Origin of the sequence: Methylococcus sp. EFPC2, assembly GCF_016925495.1 — a bacterium.
GTDB lineage: Bacteria > Pseudomonadota > Gammaproteobacteria > Methylococcales > Methylococcaceae > EFPC2.
On sequence record NZ_CP070491.1, the window covers coordinates 3,122,631 to 3,145,397 of the forward strand.

The following is a 22,767-nucleotide window of genomic DNA, read 5'->3' on the forward strand; positions in this document are numbered from 1 at the left end:
GCCCGACTAGGCGCAAATCGGCTCTCCGATCTACACTCTGCCGCTTTCGACTCACTTCCACGGAAACTTCAGCATGGCAGCCACCCCTCCCAGCACAGCCCCCAACGACCTGACGAGCTTTGGAATCGCTCGCTCGACCGTATCCGGCGCCCCTTTAAGCCCCGACGCACTGCATCAGCTCCATGCCTATTGGCGAGCCTGCAACTACCTGGCGGCGGGGATGATTTATCTGCGCGACAACCCGTTGCTGCGCGAACCGCTCAAACCCGAGCACATCAAGGAGCGGCTCCTCGGCCACTGGGGATCGAGTCCGGGGCTCTCCTTCGTGTACACCCACCTGAACCGCGTGATCAAGCAATACGATGTCAACGCGATTTTCATGGCCGGTCCCGGCCACGGCGCCCCCGGCGTATTGGGCCCGCTCTATCTGGAAGGCGCCTATTCCGAAATCTACCCGGACAAGAGTCTGGATGAAGAAGGCTTGCAGGCGTTTTTCAAGCAGTTTTCCTTTCCCGGCGGTATCGGCAGCCATTGCACGCCGGAGACGCCGGGCTCCATACACGAAGGCGGCGAACTGGGTTATGTGCTGTCTCATGCGGCCGGCGCGGCATTCGACAACCCTGATCTGGTGGTGGCGGCGGTGGTTGGCGACGGCGAAGCGGAAACCGGCCCGCTGGCGACCTCCTGGCATATCAGCAAGTTCCTAAATCCCATCAGGGATGGCGCCGTGCTGCCCATCCTCAACCTCAACGGCTACAAGATCAACAACCCGACGCTGCTGGCCCGCATCACTCACGGGGAACTGGAAAAACTGTTCGAGGGTTACGGCTGGACCCCCTACTTCGTCGAAGGCTCGGATCCGGCAAGCATGCACCAGGCCATGGCGGCGACCCTGAACCGCTGCATCGAGCAAATCCGCGCGGCGCAGGCCGAAGCCCGCAGCACCGGAAAGGCGCTGCGCCCGCGCTGGCCCATGATCGTCTTGCGCAGCCCCAAAGGCTGGTCCGGTCCCGGCGAGCTCGACGGGCGCAAGGTGGAAGGCTTCTGGCGCGCTCACCAGGTCCCGATCGCCGACGTCAAAAAGAATCCCGAACATTTGCGGCAGCTGGAAACCTGGCTGCGCGGCTACAAGCCGGAGGAGTTGTTCGACGAAAATGGCTCCCCGAGGCCCGAGATACTCGAGTTCGCACCCCGCGGCAACCGCCGCATGGGCGCCAATCCCCATGCCAACGGCGGCGCCCTGAAAAAGGCCTTGCGCATACCCGATTTCCGCGAATATGGCGCCGCACTGGACAAGCCGGGGCAGATCGAAGCGGAAAACACCAAACCCTTGGGCGAGTTCCTGCGCGACGTGATGAAGGCCAACCAGAAAACCTTCCGCGTGTTCGGGCCCGACGAAAACACCTCGAACAAGCTCGGCGCCATCTACGAAGTCAGCAAGAAATTCTGGATCGCGGAATATTTTCCGGAAGATGCCGATGGCGGCGAATTAGACACCGACGGCCGGGTCATCGAGATGCTCAGCGAGCATACCTTGGAGGGCATGCTGGAGGGTTATCTGCTCACCGGACGCCACGGTTTCTTTTCCACCTACGAGGCCTTCGTCCATGTCATCGACTCGATGTTCAACCAGCATGCGAAATGGCTGTCCATATGCAACCACTTGTCCTGGCGCGAGGAGATCGCCTCGCTCAACCTGCTGATCACCTCGACCGTATGGCGCCAGGACCATAACGGCTTCACTCACCAGGATCCGGGCTTTCTGGATCTGGTGGTGAACAAGCGCTCGGAAGTCACACGCATCTATCTGCCGCCGGACGTGAACTGCCTGCTGTCGGTGGCGGACCACTGCCTGAAGAGCGAAAACTACGTCAACGTCATCGTCGCCGACAAACAGCTCCATCTGCAGTATCTGGACATCGACGCCGCCCTGGCGCATTGCACCAAAGGCATAGGCATCTGGGACTGGGCCAGCAACGACCAGGGCGTGGAACCCGATGTCGTGGTCGCCTCGGCCGGCGACATTCCGACGAAAGAGGCTCTGGCGGCAGTCGCCATGCTGCGGGAGGAGTTCCCGGACCTGAAAATACGCTTCATCAACGTGGTGGACCTGTTCAAACTCCAGCCCGACAACGAACATCCGCACGGTTTGAGCCGACTCGAATTCGACAGCCTGTTCACCGTCGACAAGCCCATCATATTCAACTTCCACGGCTATCCCTGGCTGATCCACCGCCTGGCCTACCGGCGAACCAACCACGCCAACCTGCATGTGCGGGGTTACAAGGAAAAGGGCAATATCAACACGCCGCTCGAGTTGGCCATCCAGAACCAGATCGACCGTTTCAGCCTGGCGATCGACGTCATCGACCGCGTGCCGCGGCTGAAAGTCGCCGGTGCGCACGCCAAGGAGAAGTTCAAGAACCAGCAGATCGCCTGCCGTCAGTACGCCTACGAGCACGGCACCGATGTTCCCGCGGTTGCGGAATGGCGTTGGCCGCATTGAGTTCGCCCACGCTGCGGGCCGAGGAAGACCCGAAGCGTGGGCCGGGAGCCTGGCTACGGCGGCCGGCCTATACGTTCAACACCATGCGCGCCGGGTCTTCCAGCAGTTCCTTGATGGTGTAGAGAAACTGCACGGCCTCGCGTCCGTCTATCAGGCGGTGATCGTAGGAAAAGGCGAGGTAGATCATCGGCCGGATGACGATCTGGCCGTTTTCCACCACCGGCCGCTCCTTGATCGCGTGCATCCCCAAGATGCCGCTTTGCGGCGGGTTGAGGATGGGCGTGGACAGCATGGAGCCGAAAATGCCGCCGTTGGTGATGCTGAAGGTACCGCCGGTCAGTTCCTCGAAGCTCAGCCGGCCGTCGCGTGCCTTGCGGGAAAACTCGGCGACGGCTTTCTCGATGGAGCCGAAGTCCAGCTTGTCGGCGTCGCGCAGCACCGGTACGACCAGGCCCCGGTCGGTGGAGACCGCGATGCCGATGTCGTAGTAGTCGTGGTGGACGATGTCGTCTCCGTCTATGCTGGCGTTGACGACCGGAAAGCGCTTGAGCGCCTCGACCGAGGCCTTGACGAAGAAGGACATGAAGCCCAGCTTGATGTGATGTTCCTGTTCGAAGCGGGCCTTGTAGAGGTTGCGCAGATCGAACACCTTTTGCAGGTTGACCTCGTTGAAGGTGGTCAGGGTCGCGGTCTGGCGTTGCGACTCGACCAGTCGCTCGGCGATGCGGGCGCGCAGCCGGGTCATGGGCACGCGGCGTTCGATCCGGCCGGCCACGAGAGAAGAGGCCGGCTCGGCCGGCGGAGCTGGCGTGGAGCTTGTTGCCTCCGCGGCCGGCGCGGCGGAGGCGCGTGTCGCCAGATAGTCCAGCACGTCCTCCTTGGTCAGGCGCCCTCCCTTGTCGGCGCCGGGGATCTGCGACGGCTCCAGGCCGTGTTCGGTCAGCAGTCGACGCACCGCGGGACTCAAGGGTTGTGTCAAGACCGGGCGCTTTTCGACCGTTGCCGGCGCGGCGGCGGCCGCTTCCGTATCCAGCACGGCCAGGATCGTTCCCCCGGTGACGACATCGCCCTTCACGTGCTTGATTTCGCTCAAAACGCCGTCGGCGACCGCCGGCACGTCCAGCACCACCTTGTCGGTTTCCAGCTCGACCAGGGTTTCTCCCCGGCTGACGCGTTCCCCCACCTGCTTGCGCCAGTCGAGCAGGGTGGCGTCTTGCAGAGATTCGGGCAGTTGCGGAACGGCGACTTCGATATGCATGGGGAGTTCCTAACGATGGGCTGAGATGGGTTCGACCAGGGCTTCGTCGACCAGCTTTTTCTGTCCGATCAAGTGGCGGTTGAACTGCCCCACCGCGGGTGCGGCGGCCGCCGGCCGGCCGGCATAAGCCAAGGCGATGCCTCGCTCCTGCGCGGGAGCGAAACGGTGCTTGATCTGATGCCACGCGCCCTGGTTCTCGGGCTCTTCCTGGCACCAGACCAACTCCTTCAGATTCGGATAGCCGGCCAGCAGTCGGGCGAAATCATCCTGCGGGAAGGGATAGAGCTGCTCGATGCGGGCGATAGCCACCCGCCGCAGATCGTCCTGCCGTCGCCGGCGGTCCAATAGGTCGTAATAGACCTTGCCGGTGCAAAGAACCAATCGACTGATACCCTCGGGCGCCAGCGGGTCGATCTCTCCGATGACGGGCAGGAAGCGTCCGCTGCCGAGGTCCTCCAGGCTGGATACCGCGAGGCGGTGGCGCAGCAGGCTTTTGGGCGTCAGGGCGATCAGTGGTTTGCGGTAGGGCCTGAGGACTTGCCGGCGCAGCAGGTGGAACATTTGCGCCGGGGTGGACGGCACGCAAACCTGGATATTGTGCTCCGCGCACAACTGCAGATAGCGCTCCATGCGGGCGGAGGAGTGTTCAGGCCCCTGGCCCTCCTGGCCGTGCGGCAGCAGCATGACCAGCCCGCTCAGCCTGCCCCACTTGGTTTCGCCGGACGTGATGAACTGGTCGATCATGACCTGGGCGTTGTTGGCGAAATCGCCGAACTGCGCCTCCCAGATGACCAGGGTTTCCGGCTCCGTGGTCGTGTAGCCGTATTCGAAGCCGAGCACGCCCTCTTCGGACAGGAGGGAGTCGTAGATTTCGAAACGCCCCTGTCCGGGCGCCAGATGCTGCAGGGGTATCAGCGCATCCCCGCTGTTCTGGTCGAACAGGATGGCGTGGCGGTGGAAGAAAGTCCCGCGGCCGACGTCCTGACCGCTCATGCGGATATGGCGGCCTTCGTCCAGCAGGGTGGCGTAAGCCAGCGTTTCGGCGTAACCCCAGTCCAGGGGCAGCTCGCCGGCCGCCATCAGCCCACGGGACTCCAGGATGGCCGCCGCGCGCGGATGGGTCTCGAAGCCTTCGGGCAGGCTCAGCAAGGCGCCGGTCAGCCGGCGCAATTCGTCCACGGCGACAGCGGTCTCGCAGGGGAGATCCCAGGCGGTTCCCAGGTAGTGGTCCCAGCGGGTGCGCGGATAGACGTCCCGCAGAGGGGGGCGGGTGGCGATTTCGCCGCGGTCCAGGTGAGCCTGATAGTCTTCCTCCAGGCGCCTGACCGTCTCATTGTCGAGCGCTCCGGCGGCGATCAGCTTGTCGGCATAAAGCATCCGCACGCCTGGATGCCGGCGGATATGTCGATACATGACCGGCTGGGTCACGGCCGGCTCGTCGACCTCGTTGTGACCATGGCGGCGGAAGCAGATGAGGTCGATCACCACGTCGCGCTTGAATTTCATGCGAAAGTCGAGCGCCCATCGGGTGACGCGCAAGACCGCTTCGGGGTCGTCGCCGTTCACGTGAAACACCGGAGCCTGGATCATGTTGGCCACGTCGGTGCAATAAAGCGTGGAGCGGGCGTCGAAAGGATTGCTGGTGGTGAAGCCGATCTGGTTGTTCACCACCACGTGCACGGTGCCGCCGGTGGTGAACGCACGGGTTTCCGCCATGTTGAGCGTTTCCATCACCACGCCCTGGCCGGCGAAGGCGGCGTCGCCGTGGATCAGCACCGCCAGCACGGCGTTCTCGCCGTCCTCGGCGCGCCGGTCCTGGCGCGCCCGCGCCGACCCGATCACCACCGGGTCCACGCTTTCCAGGTGCGAGGGATTGAAGGCCATGGCCAGATGCACCGGGCCGCCGGGCGTATCCACGTCGGACGAAAAACCGAGATGGTATTTCACGTCGCCCGCCCCACCGGGTATCGGTTCGGCCAGCGAGGTCTCTTCGAACTCCTGGAACAGCAGGGCGGGCTTTTTCCCGAGGATGTTGACCAGCACGTTCAGGCGGCCGCGGTGGGCCATGCCCAACACGATCTCCTTGACGCCGGCCGACCCGGCTTGCTGGACCAGCTCGTCCAGCAGGGGAATCAGGCTCTCGCCGCCTTCGAGCGAAAAGCGCTTCTGCCCGGTGTATTTGCGGTGCAGGTATTTTTCTATGCCTTCGGCGGCCGTGAGCAGCTTCAGCAGCCAATGCCGGCGCTCGGCGTCCAGCGGCTCGGGCCTGCTTTCCAGGCGCAGCTGCAGCCATTCGCGGACGTCGCTATCGACGATGTGCAAGTATTCCGTGCCTATGCTGCCGCAGTAGGCCTCGCGCAGATCGGCGATGATTTGCCGCAGGGTGCGTTGCTCGGAGCCTTGCAGCACATCGACGAAAAAAGTCTGGTCCAGGTCGTCCTGAGTCAGGCCGTAACTGCTTGGTTCCAGGTCGCGCACCAGGCGCGCCGGAGCCAACTTGAGCGGATTGGTGTCCGCCGCGCGATGACCGCGGGCGCGGTATTGATTGCTCAGGCGAGCCACGGCGGCCTGTTTGCGGATCGCTTCGGCGCTGGTCGCGATGCGTGGAGTCTCCGGCCCGGCAACGGTCTGCTGCAGGGATGAAAACTTCTCCCGCCAGGAGGGATCGACCGACTGGGGGTCGGCGAGGAATCTTTCGTATAACGCTTCCAGGAAACTCACATTTCCCTCGGAAAATGCGGAAGCCTCCTGAGACGATTGCAGCCGTTTGTTCATGCCCTAGCGATTCGAATGGCGCGCCACCCCGTGTCGCGCGGTGAGCGGGGAAGAATATGTGCTTTTGCGGCAATCTCCAAGCGAAGGGTACGACGCTGGTTGTGTTTGTCGGGGCGATTGCTTACTCTCCAGCGCTGAAAATACCCCGACAGGCTGTTACGCATGTTCAACGGATTAATCGCCCGCACGCCTATTTACACCCGGTCACTGGATCTTTACGGATACGAGCTGAAGTTTTGCAGCGGTCTGGCCCTGCAATGGGGTATCAACGACGATGACAGCCGCTTCGGCGATTCCCTGGCGCGCATTTCGCGCGATATTCCGCTGGATGATTTGATCGGCCATCATCGTGCCTTGATCCGTCCGCCTACGGATGTGTTGCCCATTTGCGAAAAGCTGTCCTGGCCCCGCAACCGCATCGTTTTGGCGCTGCAGGAAGAGGCCATACGCGACGTCGAGATGGAAAAGTCGGTGCATGAACTGGCCGCGCGTGGTTATACCATCGCCCTGCACAATCCCTCGCGCTCCCTCACCGAACTGAATGGCGCGATCAAGCGGGTCACCATGTGCGCGCTCGACGCCGGCGCCGGCATACCCTCACCCATCGCCGACACCACCAAGCGTCCCCAGTTGCTGGTGAGGGAACTCAAGACGATAGAGCAATACGATTATTTTCACCGCCTGGGCTTCGATTATTACGAAGGCGAGTATTTTACCCACCCCCATCTGATACACGGCCTGGAGATCCCGGCCAACCGCATCGCCGTGCTGCAGTTGCTCGCCCGTCTGCAGGACCCCAACGTCGAAATGGCAGAAGTCGAGAATCTGGTCAGCCGTGACATCACGCTGAGCTACAAGCTGCTCAGGCTGATCAATGCCGCCTATTTCGGCATGCCCAAGCGCGTCGAATCCATACGCAAGGCGGTGATGTTCTTCGGCCTGCAACGCGTGAAGAACTGGGCTACGGTGATCCTGGTCAACGCCGTCGACTTCCGTCCGCGCGAATTGCTGACCACCGCGATGGTGCGGGCGCGCTTCTGCGAACTGCTGGCCATGGAACTGGGCCGCTCGCCCACCGAGCCCTACTACGTTGCGGGTCTGTTCTCGCTGCTGGACGCCATCATGGACGCGCCCATGGCGCCGATATTGGAACGGCTGAACCTGTCGCCGGAACTGAATGACGCCCTGTTGATCGGAGCCGGACCGATAGGCGAAGCACTGCGCTGCGTCGTGGCTTTCGAGCGGGCCGACGTGCTCAACGCCCCGCTGCGCGAGTTTCCCGATGTGGACTTCCCGGTTCGCGCCTATCTGGATGCCATCCGTTGGGCGTCCGAGGCGAACCGGCAAATCGTCGACGCCTGACCCCTCATCGACCGGCCGGGAATTTGCGCGGTTTTCCGTGTCCCGGCGTTTTCGGCAAGCCGGTGTGCTGCGTCTTGAACGGCAAGGCCTTGCGGCCGACGCGCTGGCCTTCCGCCACCGTCCCCGTTCCCGCCGGCTGGTAGCTGGGCACCAGATGGTGCTTGCCGTTGCCGATCAAATCCGCGCGGCCCATACGCTTGAGGGCCTCGCGTAACATCGGCCAATTCTCCGGGTCGTGATAACGCAGAAAGGCCTTGTGCAAGCGGCGCTGCTTCATCGCCTTGGGCACGAATACCGACTCGCTGGTCCGGCTGACCTTGTGCAAGGGATTCTTGCCGGAATGATACATGGCCGTGGCGGCCGCCATGGGCGATGGTAGGAAGGCCTGCACCTGGTCGGCTCTGAAACCGTTGCGTTTCAGCCATAGCGCCAGGTTCATCATGTCCTCGTCGGTCGTTCCCGGATGCGCGGCGATGAAATAGGGGATCAGATACTGCTCCTTGCCGGCCTCCTTCGAATACTTGTCGAACATCGTCTTGAAGCGATCATAGGTGCCTATGCCGGGCTTCATCATCTTCGACAAAGGCCCCGTCTCGGTATGCTCGGGGGCGATCTTCAGATAACCGCCGACATGATGGGTCACCAGTTCCTTCACATATTCCGGCGACAGCACGGCCAGGTCGTAGCGCAAGCCCGAGGCCACCAGGATCTTCTTGATGCCCGGCAAGGCACGGGCGCGGCGATAAAGCTTGATGAGCGGGCCGTGGTCGGTGTTCAGGTTCTTGCACACGCCGGGGTAAACGCAGGAAGGCCGCCGGCAGGAAGCTTCGATGTCCGGGCTCTTGCAGGCCAGCCGGTACATGTTGGCGGTCGGCCCGCCCAGATCGGAAATCACCCCGGTGAACGCCGGCGAGGTATCGCGGATGGCCTCGATCTCGTGGATGATGGAGTCTTCCGAGCGGCTCTGGATGATGCGCCCTTCATGCTCGGTGATGGAGCAGAAGGTACAGCCGCCGAAACAACCGCGCATGATGGTGACCGAATGCTGGATCATCTCGAACGCGGGGATGCGCGCGTTGGCGTAGCCGCGATACGGCAGGCGGCTATAGGGCAGGCCGTAGACGGCATCCATTTCCTTGGTCGTCAGCGGGATCGGTGGAGGATTCAGCCACACATCCCGATCGCCGTGGCGCTGCACCAGGGCGCGGGCGTTGCCGGGATTGGTTTCCTGATGCAATACGCGCGAGGCGTGGGCGTACAGCACCGCGTCGCCCTTGACGGCTTCGTAGGCGGGCAGACGGATCACCGTATGCGCTGGATCGGTGCGGGCGGTGATGCGGTTGAAGCGGATGACGGTTCCGCCGCCGTTGGTTTCCGGCGCGGTTGCGCAAGCCGTCGGCGCAGGCGACATTGCGTAGGGATCGGCCGGCGGCGCCAGTTCGCCCGGCTCGTCGATGTGGGTCGAGTCCAATATCGTCCAGCCGTCCGGCACCTGCCTGCGCAGAAAGGCCGTTCCGCGGATGTCGGTGAGTTCGCTTATGGGCTCGCCGGCCGCCAGGCGGTGGGCAATCTCCACCGCTTGGCGCTCGCCGTTGCCGTAAACCAGCAGGTCGGCCTTGGCATCCACCAGCACCGAACGGCGCACGGTGTCCGACCAGTAATCGAAATGGGCGATGCGGCGCAGACTGGCTTCGATGCCGCCCAGCACGATAGGCACTTCACGGTAGGCTTCGCGGCAGCGTTGGGCGTAAACCAGGACACAGCGGTCGGGCCGCTTGTGCGCCTCGCCGCCAGGGGTGTAGGCATCGTTGGAGCGTATCTTGCGGTCCGAGGTGTAGCGGTTGACCATGGAGTCCATGTTGCCGCCGGTCACGCCGAAAAACAGATTGGGTTTGCCGAAACGGCGGAAGTCTTCCGCGCTATTCCAATCGGGCTGGGCCAGAATGGCCACGCGAAAGCCTTGCGCCTCCAGCAGGCGGCCGATCAAGGCCATGCCGAAGCTGGGGTGGTCCACATAAGCATCCCCGGTCACCAGCACGACGTCGCAACTGTCCCAACCCAAGGCTTCCATTTCCTCGCGGGTGGTGGGCAGTTGCGGCGCGACGCCGAAGCGCTTAGCCCAGTATTTGCGGTAGGAGAAGAGGTCGGGGGCGGTGAACATGGGCAAGGCCTAAAAAAATCAATAACTTGAATTATGCCATTTTCCCATTGCCCTGGGCAGCCCAGAAGATGCCCAAGGCGGCTTTTCCGTTCCATCGCGCCTGGGGCCGAGTTCGCCGAACATTACCATCGGCTCCCTGGAAGGCAGCAAGCTCAGCAGACAACCCCCACCAGCGGAAGTTCGTTTTATCCGGAAGTCGCTGCAAGGCTGAGCCCGGCACTTAAAGTGCTCAGCCACTTTACTCGGGCCGACCATCCGCCTGCTGGGCCCCCATCAACGCATACTCCATGCTATCCGAAAGGGCCTGCCAACTCGCCTCGATGATGTTGGCGCTGGCTCCGACGGTGGTCCAGGCACGTTCGCCGTCATGAAAGCTGGTAAGGACGCGGGTGACGGAAGCCGTGCCCTGGCCAGAGTTGAGGATGCGCACCTTGTAATCGGTGAGCCTGATGGGCTGCAACACCGGGTAATGCTGGCAGAGCACCTGATGCAGGGCGCGCGACAGTGCATTGACCGGTCCATTGCCTTCCGCGGCGGTAAAGCAGACTTCCTCGCCCACCCGCAACTTGACCGTGGCTTCGGACAATACCCCCCGTCCCCGCCGATGTTCGGCCAATACCATGAAGTCGATCAGTTCGAACGGCGGCTTGTAATCGCTGCCGGCGCGCAGGATGAGGAGATCGACCGAAGCCTCGGCGGCCTCGAAGGCGTAGCCCTGGTGTTCCAGCTTTTTCAGATGATCCAGGATGCGCTTCGCTTCGTCCTCGCCGATGTTCAAGCCGCGACTGCCGGCCAGCGCCAGCACGTTGCCGCGGCCCGACAACTCGGATATGACCATGCGGGAAACGTTGCCGACCACACCCGGCTCGATATGCTGATAACTGTTGGCGGCTTTCAACATGGCGGCGGCGTGGATGCCGCCCTTGTGGGCGAAGGCGCTTTCGCCCACGTAAGGCTGAAAGCGATCGTGCTGGAGGTTGGTGATTTCCGCCACGTAGCGGGACAGACCGGTAAGTTCTCGCAACTGCGCGGGAGTGACGACCGAGTAACCCAGTTTGAGCTGCAAACCGGGGATGATGGCGGTGAGATCGGCATTGCCGACCCGTTCACCATAGCCATTGATGGTGCCCTGTACCTGCACGCAGCCGCCACGCACCGCCGCCAGGCTGTTGGCGACCGCGCAACCACTGTCGTTATGGACATGGATGCCCAGTTTGCAGGGAGTTCTGGCCTGCACCTCGCGCACGATGCTTTCGATCTCCCAGGGCAGACAGCCTCCATTGGTATCGCACAGCACCACATACTCGGCACCGGCATCGGCGGCCTGTAGCAAGGCCGCCAAAGCATACTCGGGGTTGGCCTTGTAACCGTCGAAAAAATGCTCGGCGTCGAAGATCGTCTCGCGGCCATGGCTTTTCATGTAGGCAATGCTCTCGCCTATCATGGCCAGGTTTTCCTCCAGGCTGGTTTCCAGCACCTTTTCGACCTGGAAATCCCAACTCTTGCCGACCAGGGTTACCGCGGGCGTGGAGGCGGCCAGCAGGGCCTGTAAATTCTTGTCCGTTTCGCAACGGCCCTGCTTGCGCCGCGTGCTGCCGAACGCTACGACCCGCGCCTGCTTGAGCCCCAGCTGTCCGGCGCGCTGGAAAAACTCGGCGTCCTTGGGGTTCGATCCGGGCCATCCGGCTTCGATGTAATGGATACCCATCTGGTCCAGGCGCTGCGCGATCGCCAGCTTATCGTCGCAGGAGAGCGAGATGTCCTCGCGTTGCGAGCCGTCACGCAGGGTGGTGTCGTAAAGGTAGATTTGCGTCAACGGATTACCTTGGACTGTTGGGCGGCTGGGATTGAACCGGAGCCGCGAGACTAATTACACCGGTACCTGCGGATTTTCAACCGCGGTCCCGCCGCGCCGGCGTAGGACCCGGCTACCTCACGGTTTCTGGAGCCTGCACGCCCCGCAGCGCGGGCTCCGGACCGGTGCGGCAGGACTCGTCAGGCTCGCTCTTGGCGCTTCGCCTCGTCCCAAAGCGTGTCGAGCTCTGCGAGGTCAGATTCGTCGAGCCGCCGGCCTTTTTGCGCCAAATGGTCTTCGATATAGCGAAACCGTCGGGTGAATTTTCGACTACTCGCACTCAAGGCCGCCTCGGCGTCGACGCCGAGATGACGGGCGAGGTTGACGGCGACGAACAGCAGGTCGCCGACTTCTTCCTCGATGTGCTTCACATCGCCGGATTCGTGGGCCGCGCGGGTTTCCGCCAGTTCTTCCTCGACCTTGGCGAACACGCCTTCGATCTCCGGCCAGTCAAAACCCACGCGGGCCGCGCGTTTTTGCAGCTTTTGCGCGCGCATTAGGGCGGGCAGGGTCGGCGCAACGCCGGACAAGAGGCTTTCCGGGGGCTCGCCGGTCTTGTCCTGGTGCTCCTCGCGCTTGCTGTTTTCCCAGAAGTGCAGGCGCTCGGCGTCGGACTCGAATTCGACCGCGTCGAACACATGCGGATGGCGCCGGATCAGCTTGTCGGCGATGGCGCCGGCCACCGCTTCGAAGTCGAACAGGCCCCGTTCCTTGCCGATCTGCGCGTGAAACACGACTTGCAACAGCAGGTCGCCCAGTTCGCCGCGCAAATCGTGAAAATCTTCCCGCTCGATGGCGTCGGCCACTTCGTAGGCTTCTTCCAGGGTATAGGGAACGAGGCTGGCGAAATCCTGTTTCAAGTCCCAGGGGCAACCCGTCTCCGGGTCGCGCAATTGGGCCATGATGTCGAGCAGGCGGCGGACGTTATCCATGCGGGCGACCGTCGAATCAGAATCCGTGGCCGAAATTTTCCCGGTAGCGGTCGTGGAAATCGCTGGGGGTGAAGGTATGGTTCTGCGTGCCGGCGGTCTCGACCTTGATCGCGCCTAACAGCGAGGCAATGCGGCCGATGGTGGGCCAATCGAACTCCTCCTTCAGTCCATACAGCAGGCCGGCGCGGAAGGCGTCGCCGCAACCGGTGGGATCGAGCACGGCTTTCGGTTTGGCCGGCGGGATTTCCAAGGTCTTGCCCTCGGTGTAAATCAGTGAACCGTTGGCTCCCTTGGTGACGATCAGCGCACTGACCTTTTCGGCGAGTTGTTCCGGCGTCAAGCCGGTCCGTTCCTGCATCAAATGGGCTTCGTAATCGTTGAGCGTGATCCAGTCCGCCAGTTCGACGAAATGCAGTAATTCCTCTCCGTTGAACATCGGCATGCCCTGGCCGGGGTCGAAGATGAAGGGGATGCCGGCCTGCACAAATTGCTCGGCGTGCTGCACCATGCCGTCCTTGCCATCCGGCGCGACGATGCCCAACTTGATGCCCCGCTTGGTCGGCACGGTGTTCAGATGCGCAAACGACATCGCACCGGGGTGAAACGCGGTGATCTGGTTGTCGTCCATGTCTGTAGTGATATAGGCTTGGGCCGTGTAGCTTTCATCTACGGTACGGATGTAGGTCTGATCGATGCCGCAATAAGACAGCCATTGGGCGTAGGGCTGGAAATCCTTACCGACCGTCGCCATGGGCCGTGGGTCGCCGCCGAGCAGCTTGAGGTTGTACGCGATATTGCCGGCGCAGCCGCCGAATTCGCGGCGCAGTTCGGGCACCAGGAAGGACACGTTCAGGATATGAACTTGTTCTGGCAGGATATGGTTCTTGAAGCGGTCGTGGAACACCATGATGGTGTCGTAAGCCATGGAGCCGCAAATCAAAGCGCTCATTCGGTCGGATTCCTAAATTGGGTTGGGCAAGAAGAGGGGTAACGGACGCTCAATCGGCACCGGCGGACGCCCGGTAGCCTTCGGCATCGAGCAGGCCGTGCAATTCGGCCGGGTTGGACGGCTTGATGATGAACAGCCAATGGGCGTAGGCGTCCTGGTTGATCTTTTCGGGGGTGTCGTTCAGTTCCGCATTGACCGCCACGATCTCGCCCGACACAGGACTGTTGATGTCGGAAGCGGCCTTGACCGACTCGATGACCGCACAGGCTTTTCCGGCCTCGACCGGGCGGCCCACGGCCGGCAGTTCTATGAAAACCACGTCGCCCAATTGCTGCTGGGCATAGTCGGTGATGCCCACCCGCACGTTGCCGTCGGCTTCGGGTTTGGCCCACTCATGGGTCGGGGCATATTTCAGATCGCTTGGTATGTCGCTCATTCCGCGTGTCCTCCGCGTACAGGGTTCAGGATAGAGCTCCAACTTAAGTGAAAACGCGGTGCCGGTAAAGACGGCGTACGATTGGCCTGAACAGCCCATTTTTCTTAGAATGGCGCGTTCTTCTTGTTACAGTGCGGGCGACACGACCCTCGATGACGATACTCACCCTAGGGCTTAACCACAACAGTGCGCCGGTCGACGTGCGTGAACGCCTGGTGATACCCAGCGAACGGTTGTGCGCAGCCCTGCGCGACCTGGTCCGTTCGCCGCGCATCGAGGAAGCCGCAATACTGTCCACCTGCAATCGCACCGAGGTTTATTGCCGCGTCGAACCGGCCGGCCAGGAAGTCTTGATCGACTGGATCGCGCGCGAGCAGCACTTGCAGCCGGATGAATTCAGCCCCTACCTCTACACCCACACCGACGCCGCCACCATACGCCACATGTTTCGCGTGGCTTGCGGCCTGGATTCGATGATACTCGGCGAGCCGCAAATCCTGGGGCAGATGAAGACCGCCTACCAGGTGGCGACCGAAGCCGGGACCGTGGGCAAGACGCTGGGCAAGCTGTTCCAGCACACGTTTTCCGCCGCCAAAAAGGTGAGGACCGATACCGCCATCGGCTCCAGCCCGGTGTCGGTGGCTTTCGCCGCCGTACGGCTGGCCCAGCGCATATTCGACAGCTTGAGCGAGCAGACCGCCGTGCTGATCGGCGCGGGGGAAACCATAGAGCTCACCGCCCGGCACCTGCACGAGCAGGGCATAGGCGAGATCATCATCGCCAACCGCACCTACGACCGCGCCCATACGCTGGCCGCGCAGTTCGACGGCTTCGCCATTTCCCTCGCGGAATTGCCCCACCATCTGGCCAAGGCCGATATCGTGGTGTCCTCCACCGCCAGCCAGCTACCCATACTCGGCAAGGGCAGCGTGGAAAGCGCCCTCAAGGCGCGCAAGCGCAAGCCCATGTTCATGGTCGACCTGGCCGTCCCGCGCGATATCGAGCCCGAGGTAGCGCAGTTGGCCGACGTTTACCTCTACACAGTGGACGACTTGCGCAACAGCATCGAGGAAGGCCTCAAGTCGCGCCAGGAGGCCGCCCGGCAGGCCGAGGAAATCATCGATACCGAAGTGGAGCATTTCCTCGCCTGGCTGCGTGCACAAGGCGCCACCGCCACCATCCGCGATTTTCGCAATCACGCCGAACGCCTGCGTGACGAGGCCCTCAACGAAGCGCTCCGCGCGATCAGGAGCGGCAAGCCGGCCGAAGACGCGCTGGCCCTGCTGGCTCACACTCTCACCAACAAGCTGATCCATCTGCCGAGCACCCAAATCCGTCAGGCCGGGGTGGATGAGCGCCACGACCTCATCGCCGCCGCACGCGAACTCTTCCAATTGAAGGACACCAAAGCCACGTGAAACCGTCCATCCAGCACAAGCTCGATAACCTCGCCGACCGTTTCGAAGAAATCACCGCGCTGCTGGCGGAACCGGAAGTTCAAAACGACCAGAACCGCTTTCGCGCCCTCAGCCGGGAGTACGCCCAACTGAACCCGGTGATCGCCTGCTTCCGCAACTACCAGGCGGCGCTGGCGGACATCGCGTACGCCGAAGAACTCGCGCAGGACGGCGATCCGGAAGTACGCGCACTGGCCAAGGAAGAATACGCGGCCGCCAAGGCCAAGACGGAAGCGCAGACCGAGGAACTGCAAATCCTGTTGCTCCCCAAAGATCCCAATGACGAGCGCAACATCTTCCTGGAAGTGCGCGCCGGCACCGGCGGCGCGGAAGCCGCGCTGTTCGCCGGCGATCTTTGCCGCATGTACATCCGTTACGCCGAAAGCAAGGGTTGGAAGCCCGAGATCGTCAACGAGAGCGAAGGGGAATTGGGAGGTTACAAGGAGGTGGTCATGCGCATCAGCGGGCAGGACGTTTATTCCCAGCTCAAGTTCGAGTCCGGGACGCACCGGGTGCAGCGGGTGCCGGCCACCGAAACCCAGGGACGCATACACACCTCCGCCTGCACCGTGGCGATCCTGCCCGAGGTGGAGGAGATCGACGAAGTCGACATCAATCCCGCGGATTTGCGCGTCGATACCTATCGCGCCTCGGGAGCCGGCGGCCAGCACGTCAACCGTACCGAATCCGCCATCCGCATCACCCACATCCCCACCGGCACGGTGGTGGAATGCCAGGATGAGCGCTCCCAGCACAAGAACCGCGCACGCGCCATGTCCCTGCTGCAGGCCCGCATCCTGTCGGCGCAGCAGGAAAAGCGATCCTCCGAAATCGCCGCCGACCGCAAGCTTCAGGTCGGCTCGGGCGACCGTTCCGAGCGCATCCGCACCTACAACTTCCCGCAAGGCCGGTTGACCGACCACCGTATCAACCTCACCTTGTACAAGCTGGATGCCATCATGGAAGGCGACCTCGCGCCGGTGATCGAGCCATTGATCCATGAACACCAGGCGGATCAGTTGGCGCAACTGGGGGATGAGTGAGGATATTTTGAATCCGCAGATCTGGGTTGACGCCGACGCTTGTCCAAACGTCATCAAGGAAATCCTGTTCCGCGCCGCCGAGCGGACGAAAGTGATGGTGACGTTTGTGGCCAATCAGGACGTGCGAGTGCCGCCTTCCCCCTATCTGCGTGCCGTTCGTGTCGCCCATGGATTCGACGTGGCCGATGACACGATAGCCGCCCGCATGGCTGCGGGCGATTTGGTCATCACCGCGGACATTCCTTTGGCAGCGACCGTGGTCGAAACGGGCGGAATCGCCTTGAATCCGCGCGGAGAGTTATACACGGACGTCAACGTCAGGCAGCGCCTGGCGATGCGGAATTTTATGGAGGAATTACGCGGTAGCGGAGTCGCGATCGGCGGGCCGGCCTCGCTGTCCCAGGCCGAGCGGCAAGCTTTTGCCGGTCAGTTGGATCGTTGGCTGAGTCAGCGCATTGCGCGCCAAAGCAATCTCTGAGCGGTGTCGAAACCTTGGCGAGGTGACATTTTTGGCGGACCATTCTGTCAGCTTAATGTCTGGGGATCACAGAAAGACCGACAATTGGCTGCCACAGACCTCGACCACGGATTTCGTCTGTACGCGGATACGATGGGCGCAGGCGTGTGCCTGTTCCGGGTCGTTGAAAAAGCCACTGATGATCCCGGCAGTTTCATAAATGGTGCCGTTGAATGCATGGATCAAGGCGACGATGACGGCGTTCATGACACGAGTCCTAGGTTGATCGAAGACAGCGCTCTCAGTATGGGGGCGGGTCATAAATTATCAAGCAGCTTCCGTGCCGCTGATCATGAGTACATCCGACGCAAGGCCGACATGATAACCGGCGAGTCAGGTCCCGCTTTCCGGCGGAATTTGTCCTTGCTTCAACATGATCTTAGAACGGAATAGGCTGGCCAACAGCAACCCGACCAGGGCCGAGCCGATATCGAAGCTCAAGCCCAACCAGAAGCCATGATTCTTGAAGGCCGGCCCCATCAGTGGGCGTATGGCCAGGTACATGGCCGCGGCAAAGCCGAGGTAATACACCAGCGCGCCGCCGATCATCCATTGCAGGCTGGGAAGCTGGCGCTGCTGTGCGGTCTGGTAGAACCAGAATACGACCAGCAAGGTCGCGATGACGCCTATCATGAATAGTCTCCTCTGAAATTGCGTTTGTTGAGACGGTACGTGTCGTGCTCAGGTGACCTGACTATGATACGGACATTGCGGGTCGGTCGACAGTTGAGTGGACTCGATGGCATCGGCCACCTGATCCAGCGTGCGAAAGTGGGCGATCGCCATCTCCAGCGCTTCGACGGCAACGGGACGCGCCTGCACGAGGACAGGTAAAGTCCCGGCTCGGCAGGCGGCCGTGAGGCCGGTAAGCGAGTCTTCGAGCGCCAGGCAGCGCCCCGAAGGAACTGCCAGGCGCCGCGCCGCTTCCAGAAACAGATCGGGCTCGGGTTTACCGGCTCGGACTTGGTCGCGGCTGACGCGGACTCGAAACCAGGCATCTATGCCCGCTCTCATCAGGCAAAGTTCGGCATAGCGGGCGTCGCTGTTGGTCGCTAAGGCGTAGGGTATGCGTCGCTGCGTCAACTGCTCCAGCAGCCGTGTGACGCCGGGCATGAGAGCGATGCCGTGACTGTCCAGGTATTCATGCCAGTATTTCGACGCCGCGGCTTCGAAGCGGGAGCGTTCGAAGCGAGGGCCGATCAGCACTTGGAGCGCCTGCATGACGCCATCCGCGTGCCGGCCGAAAAGCGCGTGGCCGACATCGTCGCTCAGCACGGTCTCGAACTCCGCGGCTGCTCGGCGCCAGGCGTGCAGATAGGTCGATTCGGTATCCAGCACCAATCCATCGAGATCAAACAACACGGCGTCGAAAGCGGGAAGCATACTCATGCATGGCAAGGGTCTGGAAAGGGTCGGTTGCGCAGCGCTCATGATAAGCCGATCCGGGCTGAAAAACGGCCGGCAGACAGCAACCACGGCTTGTTCTGTAATCGTGCGGCTTGCCTCCGCCCACAAGCATCGCACTACGGCATTGCCGAGGGGCGGTGATGAAGCGCGCTTTCTGGCCGACTCCCTCTGTTTTGAGGGGCGACTCACCAAGGCGTGGGAGGCTTCCGGTGTATGCGGATGGATTTGGGCTCAACGGTTACGTAGCCGTCATCACTCAACTCCTTCATGATCTTGCTGATCATCTCGCGCGACGCGCCCACGATGCTTCCCAACTCCTGATGTTTGAACCGCTCTTTGACCACCCATTCGCCGTTTTCCTCGACGGCCAGTTCCATCAGGGTTCTTACCAGGCGGCCGTAGACGTCGAACAACATCAATCCGCGGACGTTTTCGGTAAGCAGGCGTATGCGCTTGGTCAACCCGCGCATCAATCCCATGCCGGCTTCGTCCGGGTGCGCGTGCAGCCAGCCCAGGAAAGCCTGTCGGGGAACCAAGGCGCACACGGTAGCTTCCATCGTCATGACCGAAGCCGAGCGCGGTTGGCCATCCAGCAACGAAAGCTCGCCGAAATAGGACGGCTGCCCTTGCATCGAGAGCGTCACCTCTTTGCCGTTCTCGTCGTTCAGAAAGGTACGAACCCGACCGGACAAAACGACGAACAGGGGTCCTGCCTCGTCGCCCTCGTTGATGATGATCGCACCTTTGGGGAACGTCTTCCGGACAGCGCAGGCCGCAAGCTTGGATAGAATCTCGTCCGGAATATCCGAAAAATACGGAATGCTCTTGAGGCCTGAGAGGGTATTGTGCGGCACGATGCGCTCACTTCGGTTGGTGTGATCCCTCGACGTCGGTTTGGCTAAGCTGAAGTCGCCGGTACAATGGTCGGGTAAAACGCCGGGAGGGCCAATTATGGAACACGATCTCGCAATATGTATTGCATCGCATATGAAACAACGCTTGTATGAAACGGTGACAAGTGGGGAGACATCGGCATTCCGCCACGCGAAAAACCGATGCGGAGAGTCCGAAGCTCCGTTATACCATTAAGAATGTGAGGGTGTGTACATGTGAGACCCGCGGCCCTGTCTTGCGTGTACACGCGAGCATGCCCGGGACGCTTGGCAAAGTCGCCGTCTGGGACGAGCAGGATCTGCTCAGCACGCGAGGATGTCGGCCTCGATGCCGGCAAAACGCTTAATTCGAAATGCGTTGCGCGCGGGCACGCCACGCCTTTTGTCGACCATTTACCGACGTGAAGCTTCTGGAGAGATCTCTTTGATCTCTATCTCTTCGATCACCGCCAGCTCGCTCCACTGCTCGAGTATGCCGGGATCGTACAGATGTTCCACGACCATATCGTCACCCTTGAGCGCTTCGGAGGCTAGATTGACGAAATCGGCTGTCGGGAAGCTGTCGTCGATTTGGTTCTCTTCGATCGTTACGCGGGACATAGCGGCCACTCCTGACTCGGGCTTTACTGATCTTGCGGCAGCTTTCGTGCCGCCCGCACAAACAGCCTGTCAGTCAGAGACTTACAATTTGACTCCAGCCACGCCCCGGCTTCAGTGTCAAATTTTTCGACAGAAGCTCCCCCACTCTATGACCCTTCCTTCCGCCGCGTAGCTCAAGCATGAAACAGTATCTCGACCTCGTCCAAACCATCCTCGAACAAGGTTCATGGCAAAGCAATCGCACCGGCGTGCGTACACTGAGCACACCCGGCGCGATGATGCGCTTTGATCTTCAGGCGGGCTTTCCGGCCATCACGACGCGCAAGCTGGCCTTTAAATCGGCGATAGGCGAGCTCGTCGGGTTTTTGCGTGCATCCTCCAGCGCCGCCGATTTCCGCGCTTTGGGTTGCAGGGTGTGGGATCAGAATGCCAACGAAAATGCCCAATGGCTGGGAAATCCCTATCGGAGTGGAACGGACGATCTAGGACCGGTTTACGGCGTGCAATGGCGTTCGTGGCCCGCGTATAAATTGCTTGCGGCGGATAGCGAAAAACAGATAACGGATGCCGGCGCTCGCGGTTACCGGCAAGTGGCTCGTTTTGTTGAAGGAGGCACCGAGCGGGTGCTGTTGTATCGAGCCATAGACCAGCTTCGCAGCTGCCTGGACGCCATCGTCACCAATCCTCTGGACCGCCGCATTCTCTTCCACGGCTGGAACTGCGCCCAGCTCGACGAGATGGCCCTGCCGCCCTGCCATCTCTTGTACCACTTTCTGCCCAATGCGTCGAAAAGCGAAATTTCGCTCTGCCTCTATGTGCGATCCAACGATATAGGATTGGGAGCGCCGTTCAACATCGCCGAGGGAGCCGCCCTATTGAGCCTGGTAGGCCGTTTGTCCGGTTTGGTCCCGCGCTGGCTGAGCTATTTCATCGGCGACGCCCATATCTACGAAAATCACCTGGATATGCTGAATGAACAGCTCCGTCGCACCCCGCACCCGCTTCCGCGGCTGGTGCTGTCTGACCGCATTCCCGATTACGCGCTCACCGGCCGTTATGAGCCGGAATGGTTGGACAGGGTGGAGCCGGCGGACTTCCAGTTGCAGGATTACCGCCATCATCCGTCCTTGACGGCACCGATGGCGGTTTAACTAAGCCCTAAGTAGGGCGCGGCGGCCCCGATGTGGGAGGGGATGAGGGAGTGTACGTGGGGCGCCGCGGAGTCATGCCCCCGTCTGGCGACGGGCGCTTTGGATTCCGAATGAGAGGGATCAGGGCTTGTGTAGGTAAGCCGAGTTGGCTGAATCTTCCGCGATAGCTTTTTGCGCAGTCTCATACTTGCCGTGTTCGCTGCTCTTGACCGTCCACAGCGTCAGGGCTGCAATGACAATGACTCCGCCGATGTAGGCCCAAAAATAATCTTTCTGTTGTTCCATGATTTCCTCCAGAGTCTGTAAGTATTTTTACGCGTGGAATTACGCGCGGAGAGACGATATCCAAAACCGCTTGTTCTGGTTTTGATATGGGTCAATGAAAACTCATATTGAAAGCGAGGGGATCGACACTGTCGTGCTCTAAGCGCAGGGCAGACCGGCCGAGTGGAAGTACGGGCTGAGGGGACGGGTGAGCGTTGCCCCAAAGCGGGACGCCGATACTGGGAGCGGAACGAAACGCGAAAAAAAAACGGAGCACGTCGATACGATGTGCTCCGCAAGTGGTGTTGATGAGGTATCGGTAAGCGACTGGTCCCGCCTACCGCGTGGCAACAGTTTAGTTTCGTGGGTCTGGCGGCGGGCTGATGTGTATCAAGCCGCGGAACCGAAAAACTTGATCTCGATCAACCCGGTCTTGCGGAGCCGGCATTCACCGGGGTGAGTAACGCTGCAATCCTTCCTCGTCAAGGATGCGGATCAGCTTTCCTTCGATGGCAATCAATTGCGCCGACTCAAACTGGCCCAACATTCTGCTCACCGTTTCCAGCGCGAGCCCGAGGTGATCGCCGATTTCCTGGCGCGTCAGCGTCAGGCGGAACTCCACATGCGAGAACCCCCGCAAGCGGTAGCGCTCGGATAAACTGAGCAGGAAAGCCGCGAGCCGCTGGTCCGCCGGCCGGCGTAGCAGCCTCATGCGCTCCAGACACTCGTCGAATTTGCCGCCTGTACGCTGCAAGATGACTTGATAAAGGGCTGGCATTTCCCTGCTCAATCGGTCGATTTGATGCGAGGGAAGCTCGCAGAAGCTGACGGTTTCCAGAGCGACCACGGAACACAGATAACGGCCGGAGGCTACCCCGTCGAACCCGGCCAACTCGCCGGGAAGCAATAGGCTGACGATGGATTCGCTCCCCATCCGATCCATATGAACCAGTTTCGCCGTTCCGGACTTGAGGGCATAAATGCTGTTGTAATGCTCGCCAGCCTGATAGATATGTTCGCCCTTCCGCAAGGTACGGTTACGTCGAACGGTGTTGCTCAAGCGCTCGACGTCGCAATGGGTCAAGCCCTGAGGAATGCAAAGCTCGCCGAGATGACAATCATTGCAGGCGACTTGACTGCGCGTTTGTTGCACTTGTTGAAGTGAGGCTGCCATTCGCAATTTGGCCGTTAAAATCCCGCA

General features: G+C 61.4%; 20 protein-coding genes. 6 read left to right on the forward strand and 14 right to left on the reverse strand.

Annotation, left to right across the window (positions count from 1 at the left end; translation table 11 throughout):
* The first annotated feature begins 73 nt into the window (after nt 1-73).
* Nucleotides 74-2,506: a phosphoketolase gene (locus tag JWZ97_RS13360; protein ID WP_205430057.1), complete on the forward strand. Its 2,433-nt coding sequence runs from the start codon at nt 74-76 to the stop codon at nt 2,504-2,506.
* A 67-nt stretch (nt 2,507-2,573) separates the two neighbouring features.
* Here JWZ97_RS13360 and odhB read toward each other — a convergent pair whose 3' ends face one another.
* Together odhB and JWZ97_RS13370 are read right to left on the reverse strand one after the other, a co-directional pair.
* Nucleotides 2,574-3,764: a 2-oxoglutarate dehydrogenase complex dihydrolipoyllysine-residue succinyltransferase gene (gene odhB / locus JWZ97_RS13365; protein WP_205430059.1), complete on the reverse strand. Its 1,191-nt coding sequence runs from the start codon at nt 3,762-3,764 to the stop codon at nt 2,574-2,576.
* Between the two features lie 9 nt (nt 3,765-3,773).
* Complete coding sequence (locus JWZ97_RS13370) at nt 3,774-6,539, reverse strand: 2-oxoglutarate dehydrogenase E1 component (protein WP_205430061.1); 2,766 nt, start codon at nt 6,537-6,539, stop codon at nt 3,774-3,776.
* Between the two features lie 162 nt (nt 6,540-6,701).
* Between JWZ97_RS13370 and JWZ97_RS13375 the strand changes: the two genes are divergently transcribed.
* Nucleotides 6,702-7,901 carry an EAL and HDOD domain-containing protein gene (locus JWZ97_RS13375; protein ID WP_205430063.1) on the forward strand — a complete coding sequence of 400 codons (1,200 nt, stop codon included), beginning with the start codon at nt 6,702-6,704 and terminating at the stop codon, nt 7,899-7,901.
* Between the two features lie 4 nt (nt 7,902-7,905).
* On the opposite strand, the gene JWZ97_RS13380 is transcribed toward JWZ97_RS13375, so the two are convergent.
* From JWZ97_RS13380 to gcvH, 5 genes are all read right to left on the reverse strand, one after another.
* Nucleotides 7,906-10,062, reverse strand: a complete 2,157-nt coding sequence (locus JWZ97_RS13380; RefSeq protein WP_205430065.1) for a YgiQ family radical SAM protein — start codon at nt 10,060-10,062, stop codon at nt 7,906-7,908.
* A gap of 238 nt (nt 10,063-10,300) precedes the next feature.
* The gene (gene cimA / locus JWZ97_RS13385; protein ID WP_205430066.1) at nt 10,301-11,878 is read right to left on the reverse strand and encodes a citramalate synthase; all 1,578 of its coding nucleotides are present in this window, start codon (nt 11,876-11,878) and stop codon (nt 10,301-10,303) included.
* Between the two features lie 179 nt (nt 11,879-12,057).
* Entirely contained in the window at nt 12,058-12,849 is a 792-nt protein-coding gene (mazG, locus tag JWZ97_RS13390; protein ID WP_205430075.1) for a nucleoside triphosphate pyrophosphohydrolase, read from the reverse strand.
* 16 nt (nt 12,850-12,865) lie between these two features.
* Nucleotides 12,866-13,798 carry a carbohydrate kinase family protein gene (locus JWZ97_RS13395; RefSeq protein WP_205430077.1) on the reverse strand — a complete coding sequence of 311 codons (933 nt, stop codon included), beginning with the start codon at nt 13,796-13,798 and terminating at the stop codon, nt 12,866-12,868.
* Between the two features lie 49 nt (nt 13,799-13,847).
* Entirely contained in the window at nt 13,848-14,234 is a 387-nt protein-coding gene (gene gcvH / locus JWZ97_RS13400; RefSeq protein ID WP_205430079.1) for a glycine cleavage system protein GcvH, read from the reverse strand.
* A gap of 152 nt (nt 14,235-14,386) precedes the next feature.
* On the opposite strand from gcvH, the gene hemA reads away from it, so the two are divergent.
* The 3 genes from hemA to JWZ97_RS13415 are packed head-to-tail and all read left to right on the forward strand — an operon-like array spanning nt 14,387 to nt 17,212.
* Nucleotides 14,387-15,652, forward strand: a complete 1,266-nt coding sequence (gene hemA, locus JWZ97_RS13405) for a glutamyl-tRNA reductase (protein ID WP_205430080.1) — start codon at nt 14,387-14,389, stop codon at nt 15,650-15,652.
* Complete coding sequence (gene prfA, locus JWZ97_RS13410; RefSeq protein WP_205430082.1) at nt 15,649-16,734, forward strand: peptide chain release factor 1; 1,086 nt, start codon at nt 15,649-15,651, stop codon at nt 16,732-16,734. Before hemA ends, prfA begins: the two co-directional genes overlap by 4 nt.
* Complete coding sequence (locus JWZ97_RS13415) at nt 16,727-17,212, forward strand: YaiI/YqxD family protein (RefSeq protein ID WP_205430084.1); 486 nt, start codon at nt 16,727-16,729, stop codon at nt 17,210-17,212. The genes prfA and JWZ97_RS13415 overlap by 8 nt, the downstream gene beginning before the upstream one ends.
* A 66-nt stretch (nt 17,213-17,278) precedes the next feature.
* Here JWZ97_RS13415 and JWZ97_RS13420 read toward each other — a convergent pair whose 3' ends face one another.
* The 5 genes from JWZ97_RS13420 to JWZ97_RS13440 all read right to left on the reverse strand — a co-directional run bounded on the left by JWZ97_RS13420 (nt 17,279) and on the right by JWZ97_RS13440 (nt 20,151).
* Nucleotides 17,279-17,458: a hypothetical protein gene (locus JWZ97_RS13420; RefSeq protein ID WP_205430086.1), complete on the reverse strand. Its 180-nt coding sequence runs from the start codon at nt 17,456-17,458 to the stop codon at nt 17,279-17,281.
* Between the two features lie 126 nt (nt 17,459-17,584).
* Complete coding sequence (locus tag JWZ97_RS13425; protein ID WP_205430088.1) at nt 17,585-17,884, reverse strand: hypothetical protein; 300 nt, start codon at nt 17,882-17,884, stop codon at nt 17,585-17,587.
* Nucleotides 17,885-17,932: 48 nt separating this feature from the next.
* Nucleotides 17,933-18,640, reverse strand: a complete 708-nt coding sequence (locus tag JWZ97_RS13430; RefSeq protein ID WP_205430089.1) for an HAD family phosphatase — start codon at nt 18,638-18,640, stop codon at nt 17,933-17,935.
* Between the two features lie 203 nt (nt 18,641-18,843).
* Nucleotides 18,844-19,512 (reverse strand): Crp/Fnr family transcriptional regulator, encoded by a 669-nt coding sequence (locus tag JWZ97_RS13435; RefSeq protein WP_205430091.1) that lies wholly within the window; start codon nt 19,510-19,512, stop codon nt 18,844-18,846.
* A gap of 432 nt (nt 19,513-19,944) precedes the next feature.
* On the reverse strand, nt 19,945-20,151 hold the full coding sequence (locus JWZ97_RS13440) for a hypothetical protein (protein ID WP_205430093.1): 207 nt from the start codon (nt 20,149-20,151) through the stop codon (nt 19,945-19,947).
* A 179-nt stretch (nt 20,152-20,330) separates the two neighbouring features.
* Between JWZ97_RS13440 and JWZ97_RS13445 the strand changes: the two genes are divergently transcribed.
* Nucleotides 20,331-21,302 (forward strand): thymidylate synthase, encoded by a 972-nt coding sequence (locus JWZ97_RS13445; protein ID WP_205430095.1) that lies wholly within the window; start codon nt 20,331-20,333, stop codon nt 21,300-21,302.
* 120 nt (nt 21,303-21,422) lie between these two features.
* Here JWZ97_RS13445 and JWZ97_RS13450 read toward each other — a convergent pair whose 3' ends face one another.
* Nucleotides 21,423-21,587 carry a hypothetical protein gene (locus tag JWZ97_RS13450; protein WP_205430097.1) on the reverse strand — a complete coding sequence of 55 codons (165 nt, stop codon included), beginning with the start codon at nt 21,585-21,587 and terminating at the stop codon, nt 21,423-21,425.
* A 427-nt stretch (nt 21,588-22,014) separates the two neighbouring features.
* Nucleotides 22,015-22,740 (reverse strand): helix-turn-helix domain-containing protein, encoded by a 726-nt coding sequence (locus JWZ97_RS13455; protein WP_205430098.1) that lies wholly within the window; start codon nt 22,738-22,740, stop codon nt 22,015-22,017.
* Between the last annotated feature and the right edge of the window lie 27 nt (nt 22,741-22,767).

What these genes read in the sequence shown, in the direction of transcription:
- JWZ97_RS13360 (WP_205430057.1), top strand. Translation starts at nt 74, where the DNA reads ATGGCAGCCACCCCTCCCAGCACAGCCCCCAACGACCTGACGAGCTTT.
- JWZ97_RS13440 (WP_205430093.1), bottom strand. Translation starts at nt 20,151, where the DNA reads ATGTCCCGCGTAACGATCGAAGAGAACCAAATCGACGACAGCTTCCCG.
- JWZ97_RS13455 (WP_205430098.1), bottom strand. Translation starts at nt 22,740, where the DNA reads ATGGCAGCCTCACTTCAACAAGTGCAACAAACGCGCAGTCAAGTCGCC.
- JWZ97_RS13415 (WP_205430084.1), top strand. Translation starts at nt 16,727, where the DNA reads ATGAGTGAGGATATTTTGAATCCGCAGATCTGGGTTGACGCCGACGCT.
- mazG (WP_205430075.1), bottom strand. Translation starts at nt 12,849, where the DNA reads ATGGATAACGTCCGCCGCCTGCTCGACATCATGGCCCAATTGCGCGAC.
- JWZ97_RS13380 (WP_205430065.1), bottom strand. Translation starts at nt 10,062, where the DNA reads ATGTTCACCGCCCCCGACCTCTTCTCCTACCGCAAATACTGGGCTAAG.
- JWZ97_RS13375 (WP_205430063.1), top strand. Translation starts at nt 6,702, where the DNA reads ATGTTCAACGGATTAATCGCCCGCACGCCTATTTACACCCGGTCACTG.
- JWZ97_RS13370 (WP_205430061.1), bottom strand. Translation starts at nt 6,539, where the DNA reads ATGAACAAACGGCTGCAATCGTCTCAGGAGGCTTCCGCATTTTCCGAG.
- JWZ97_RS13420 (WP_205430086.1), bottom strand. Translation starts at nt 17,458, where the DNA reads ATGAACGCCGTCATCGTCGCCTTGATCCATGCATTCAACGGCACCATT.
- JWZ97_RS13445 (WP_205430095.1), top strand. Translation starts at nt 20,331, where the DNA reads ATGAAACAGTATCTCGACCTCGTCCAAACCATCCTCGAACAAGGTTCA.
- JWZ97_RS13430 (WP_205430089.1), bottom strand. Translation starts at nt 18,640, where the DNA reads ATGAGTATGCTTCCCGCTTTCGACGCCGTGTTGTTTGATCTCGATGGA.
- JWZ97_RS13450 (WP_205430097.1), bottom strand. Translation starts at nt 21,587, where the DNA reads ATGGAACAACAGAAAGATTATTTTTGGGCCTACATCGGCGGAGTCATT.
- odhB (WP_205430059.1), bottom strand. Translation starts at nt 3,764, where the DNA reads ATGCATATCGAAGTCGCCGTTCCGCAACTGCCCGAATCTCTGCAAGAC.
- hemA (WP_205430080.1), top strand. Translation starts at nt 14,387, where the DNA reads ATGACGATACTCACCCTAGGGCTTAACCACAACAGTGCGCCGGTCGAC.
- JWZ97_RS13395 (WP_205430077.1), bottom strand. Translation starts at nt 13,798, where the DNA reads ATGAGCGCTTTGATTTGCGGCTCCATGGCTTACGACACCATCATGGTG.
- JWZ97_RS13425 (WP_205430088.1), bottom strand. Translation starts at nt 17,884, where the DNA reads ATGATAGGCGTCATCGCGACCTTGCTGGTCGTATTCTGGTTCTACCAG.
- gcvH (WP_205430079.1), bottom strand. Translation starts at nt 14,234, where the DNA reads ATGAGCGACATACCAAGCGATCTGAAATATGCCCCGACCCATGAGTGG.